The organism is Propioniciclava sp. MC1683 (assembly GCF_014164675.1).
Taxonomy (GTDB): Bacteria; Actinomycetota; Actinomycetes; order Propionibacteriales; family Propionibacteriaceae; genus Propioniciclava.
In genome coordinates this window covers 1-4,310 of the sequence record NZ_JACJFX010000069.1, presented here as the reverse complement: position 1 = coordinate 4,310, position 4,310 = coordinate 1, and the positions used below count along the sequence as shown (strand labels likewise).

At 64.8% G+C, this 4,310-nt stretch carries 6 protein-coding genes and 1 pseudogene; 4 read left to right on the top strand and 3 right to left on the bottom strand.

The annotated features are described in order from the left end of the window. Positions 1 to 880, bottom strand: a pseudogene (locus H5397_RS17065) (DDE-type integrase/transposase/recombinase); the annotation flags it as partial. A 120-nt stretch (positions 881 to 1,000) separates the two neighbouring features. Continuing rightward, on the bottom strand, positions 1,001 to 1,681 hold the full coding sequence (locus H5397_RS17060) for a DEAD/DEAH box helicase family protein (protein WP_309224397.1): 681 nt from the start codon (positions 1,679 to 1,681) through the stop codon (positions 1,001 to 1,003). 59 nt (positions 1,682 to 1,740) lie between these two features. Between H5397_RS17060 and H5397_RS17055 the strand changes: the two genes are divergently transcribed. Then, positions 1,741 to 1,896 carry a hypothetical protein gene (locus tag H5397_RS17055; RefSeq protein ID WP_182818918.1) on the top strand — a complete coding sequence of 52 codons (156 nt, stop codon included), beginning with the start codon at positions 1,741 to 1,743 and terminating at the stop codon, positions 1,894 to 1,896. Positions 1,897 to 2,146: 250 nt separating this feature from the next. On the opposite strand, the gene H5397_RS17050 is transcribed toward H5397_RS17055, so the two are convergent. Then, positions 2,147 to 2,548 (bottom strand): heavy metal-responsive transcriptional regulator, encoded by a 402-nt coding sequence (locus tag H5397_RS17050; RefSeq protein ID WP_131168876.1) that lies wholly within the window; start codon positions 2,546 to 2,548, stop codon positions 2,147 to 2,149. Between the two features lie 55 nt (positions 2,549 to 2,603). Here H5397_RS17050 and H5397_RS17045 point away from each other — a divergent pair, with 55 nt between their 5' ends. From H5397_RS17045 to H5397_RS17035, 3 genes are all read left to right on the top strand, one after another. Further along, positions 2,604 to 2,915, top strand: a complete 312-nt coding sequence (locus H5397_RS17045; RefSeq protein WP_131168874.1) for a thioredoxin family protein — start codon at positions 2,604 to 2,606, stop codon at positions 2,913 to 2,915. Continuing rightward, on the top strand, positions 2,915 to 4,012 hold the full coding sequence (locus H5397_RS17040) for an NAD(P)/FAD-dependent oxidoreductase (protein WP_182818917.1): 1,098 nt from the start codon (positions 2,915 to 2,917) through the stop codon (positions 4,010 to 4,012). The genes H5397_RS17045 and H5397_RS17040 overlap by 1 nt, the downstream gene beginning before the upstream one ends. A 68-nt stretch (positions 4,013 to 4,080) precedes the next feature. Continuing rightward, positions 4,081 to 4,310, top strand: a 230-nt coding sequence (locus H5397_RS17035; RefSeq protein ID WP_182818915.1) for a transposase, incomplete at its 3' end; no start/stop codon positions are given.

Here is a 4,310-nt window from a genome sequence, read left to right as displayed (position 1 = left end):
AAGGAGACGACGACCTGATCCTCCGACTCGCAGGCCTCACGTAGTTATCCCGAGGATCCCCAGCCACAGCCCCCGTTGACAAGCAGCAACGGCCACGACTCGGGATAACCAGATCCTCGGGATAGTCCTTCGGCTTCTTCACCCGTCCCGGCAGCACCGCCGCCGAATAGTGCGCCGCGAGCTCCCGATACGCGTCGTTCAGCACCACCTCGCCCTCGGCAGGGTGCTTGATCACACCCGCCTTCAGGTTGTCCGGAACGATCCGCGGGACGGACCCGCCGAACCAGTCGAACATCGCCGTGTTCGCGCGCAGCCAGGTGTCCTGCTTCATATCCAGCGTCGGCTCGACGAACGAGTAGCGGGAGAACGGCAGCGTCGCGACGAACAAGTAGACCCTCGTCGCCTGCCCGGTGACCGGGTCGCTGAGCTGCATAGTCTTGCCCGACCAGTCGACCTCGACCGTCTGCCCGGCCTTGTGACCGACCCGCGATGCCGCCCCGATCACCAGCACGTGACGCTGGTAGGTCTTGCAGAACCGGTCGTAGCCCATCGCCGTCTCGCCCTTGGCCCGGCAGGCATCGACGTACTCGCCATGCAGCAGCTTCAACGTCACCCCGACCCTCGCGAGCTCCCGATGCACCTTGTCCCAGTCCGGCTGCGCGTGAACACTCTCGTGCTCACCACGCCCGGGGAACAGCCGCGCATACACGTCCGCCTCGTCGAGCTCCGCGACGTCGTCCCAGCCGACGCCCTCCCGGTCAGCGGCGTCGAGCACCGCCGACACCGAGTGCCGAGACATACCCTGCGCCGCGATCTGCCGACCCGTGAGCCCCTCCGCGCGAAGCCTCAACACCAGCTTCGCCTTGATCCTGCGTACCATCCGAACTACTCCTTCTGCCGCGTGATCAGCCACGCGGCAGAAGGAGCCTAGGAAGGCGGCGCCGAACCCGAATACTCGGTGGCCCTCACGGACGCGAACGCGCCCACGAGCAGGTGGCGCTCAACCGCAATACTCGTGGCGCTCAGAGAAGCGAATATTCACCTTGGTGGCGAAGAACTCGTTGAGGTCGAAGGCGTAGTCGACGTTGGCTGCGTCCTCCTCGATCGCGACGCCTTCGGCCAGCCGGTCGGTGATCATCCGCGACAGCTGGTAGGTCAGCAGGTTCAGCTTCGGCAGCGGGGCGTACGGGTTGTCCTGCGTGCCGTCGGACCACTCCTCGCGCGCAGTCTGTTCGTCCTCGTAGGTCCAGTTGAAGATCTCGGACTCAGCGAAACGGCCAGAGGCCAACGCCTTGAACGGTGTGCCGGACAGGTGCAGCGTGTGGGTGCGCTTGATCTGGTCGAAGGCGATGTCGGTCTTGGTGGTGTCGACACCCTCGTGGGCCTCATCGATGACGAGCAGGTCCCACGTGTAGTCCGCGATGTGCTTGAGCTTCTTGTAGCCCCCACCGAAATACTGCGACCCCTTCAGGTCCTGCAGGGAGAGGAACTCGACGATGCGCGGGTCCTCGTCCTCGTGTTCGACCAGGTACTTGGGCCACTGTGCGCGCGTCATCGGCGCACGGTCGGCCAGCGAGGCCGACTCGGAGACGAACTTGAACGAGGTCTGGTGGCCGATGAACCGGATGAAGTCGTCGTACCAGGAGTTCGCGATCGCGGGCCGGTTGGTGACGATCAACACACTGCTGGCGTCCCTTAACCGGTGGCGCACCGCTCGATCCGGGGCTCTATGGGGCAGCCGTGGTGATCCCACCGGCTGCAGGAATCATCCCGTCCAGCTGGACCGTTACCAGCCCCCTCTGGTTGGCCTGGACCCTGATCGCCCTCAAAGCCTTCGGCTGGCTACAAACCGCCATCCTGATCGCCGGCCTCACCGGGCTACTCAAGAAGAACTGAGAAGCACACCCTGTTGGATTGGACGTCCGAGCAAGCGGCCAAGCGGCCCTCATCCCCTTGGGCGCCCATCGGGTGTGCTCGACTCTGCCGACGGGCGTGTGGTTACTCAACTGCCCATGTGGGGACGTCGAGGTCAACGGTCGTGACCGCACGCACGTGCTTGATGCCGAATGGCGGATGTCTGGACCGGCCGTAGCGAGCGTTGGGCTTCGCTGGAGAGCCTCGTCTGTGCTTTGTCCCCGTCGAGGGCTTACTTCGCTGAGGAGAGTATGTGGCAGATGTCGTCGTCTTCGCAGTCGGCGGGATCGAGCAGCTCACTGTGGTCGCGGAGTGCTTCGAGCTCGGTTTGCAGCGCGGCAAGTTGTTTGATCCGTGCACGGACGTCAGCGAGCTTGGTGTCGATGAGCGTAACCACGTGCGCGCAGGGCAGGTGCCCGTCGTCGCGAAGGGCGATGATGGTGCGAATCTCGGACAGTGTCAGCCCGGCGGCCTGGGCCACGTTGATGAAGCGCAACCGGGCGAGCATGGCCTCGTCGTAGACGCGGTACCCGTTGGCGCCTCGTTCGGCGTCCGGCAACAGGCCCCTGCGCTCATAGAACCGCACGGTCTGGCACGTCACCCCGGCAATGTCGGCAAGCTCACCGATCAACATGTCATCCCTCTTAACGCTTGACCTTCTACCACGGTACAAGGTCTAGCGTCGCACCATGAACGTCTCTCTGTTGTACTTCGATGACTGCCCCAACTGGAAGGTCGCCGACCAGCGACTTGCAGCGATCGCCAACGAACGCCCCGATATCGTGGTGACGCGACTCCGCGTCGAAACGCTCGAGGAGGCGGAGCGGCTGGGGTTCCACGGCTCGCCGAGCATCCTGGTCGAGGGCGTCGACATCTTCGCCAAACCCGGCGACGGGGTCGGGTTGTCCTGTCGGCTCTACAGCACACCCGATGGGCTGGCGGGGGCGCCCACGATGCAGGAACTCCGGGCTGCGCTCGGCGTGGCCGAGGTGCTGTCCTGATGACGCGCAGCTATGACTTGATCGTGATCGGTGCCGGCATGGCCGGCGTCGCGGCGGCGAACAAGTGCGCTTCCGCGGGCTGGAGGGTCGCGATCGTCGACGCGCTTCCCTACGGCGGCACCTGTGCGCTTCGAGGGTGCGACCCGAAGAAGATCCTGCGTCGCGGGGCCGAGATCATCGACAGCGCCCGACTGATGCGGGGCAAGGGAATCGACGACGCCGGCTTGTCGATGAACTGGGCCGATCTGATCAAGCACAAGCACGGCTTCACCGACCCGGTCCCGCGAAACATGGAGGACAGCCTTTCGGGCAACGGTGTGGACACGCTCCACGGGCAGGCGCGGTTCACGAACGCGCACACCATCGCGATTGACGGCAGGTCCTACGACGCAGCTCACTTCCTGATCGCCGCGGGCGCCCGTCCACGGCCGCTGGACTTTCCCGGTCACGAGCATCTGGTCGACAGCACCGCCTTCATGGACCTTCCAGCGCTGCCACGTAGGATCTTGTTCGTCGGTGGTGGCTTCATCTCGTTCGAGTTCGCTCACATCGCGGCGCGGGCGGGCAGCACCCCGGTCATCCTCGACCGCGGGCCGCGGCCGCTCAAGGCGTTCGACCCCGACCTCGTAGAGCTCCTCATCAACCGCGGCGCCGAGGCCGGGATCGAGCTGTGGCGCTCCACCACGATCACCTCAATCGAGAAGTCCGGTGGCGGTTACCAGGTCAGCTTGGCACGATCCGGCCGACCCGAGGACGTGGAGTTCGACCTCATCGTGCACGGTGCGGGCCGGATCCCCGAACTGTCCGGCCTCGACCTCGACGCCGCCGGAGTCGAGTGGGACGAACAAGGAGTGCGGGTAGCGGCTCACCTGCAGAGCACCAGCAACGCCGCGGTCTACGCCGCCGGCGACGCGGCCTACACCCCCGGGATGCCACTGACCCCAGTCGCAGTGATCGAAGCCAAGGTCGCGGCCTCCAACATGCTCAAAGCCACCACGACCGTCCCCGACTACACGGGTATCCCCACAGCGGTGTTCACGATCCCCGAACTCACTCGAGTTGGGATGCTCGAACAACAAGCCCGAGACCAGGGCTGAGGTGAGGGATTGTTTCCGGACCAAGAGCCCCCACCGGTAGAATCCGTGGGAGAAATGGAAGGGATCGAATGACCCGGAAGAAGTTCAGCCCGGAATTCAAGGCGGAGGCGGTTCGTGCGGTGATTGAGTCGTCGCGGACTGTTGCCGAGGTCGCGCGTGATCATGGTATCGGCTCGGAAACACTCAGGAATTGGGTGAATGCGTATCGGCGGGAGCACCCGGATGAGTTACCGGAGATCAGCGAACCGGAGCGTGCTGAACTGGCACGGTTGCGTAAAGAGGTCCGCGAGTTGAAGGC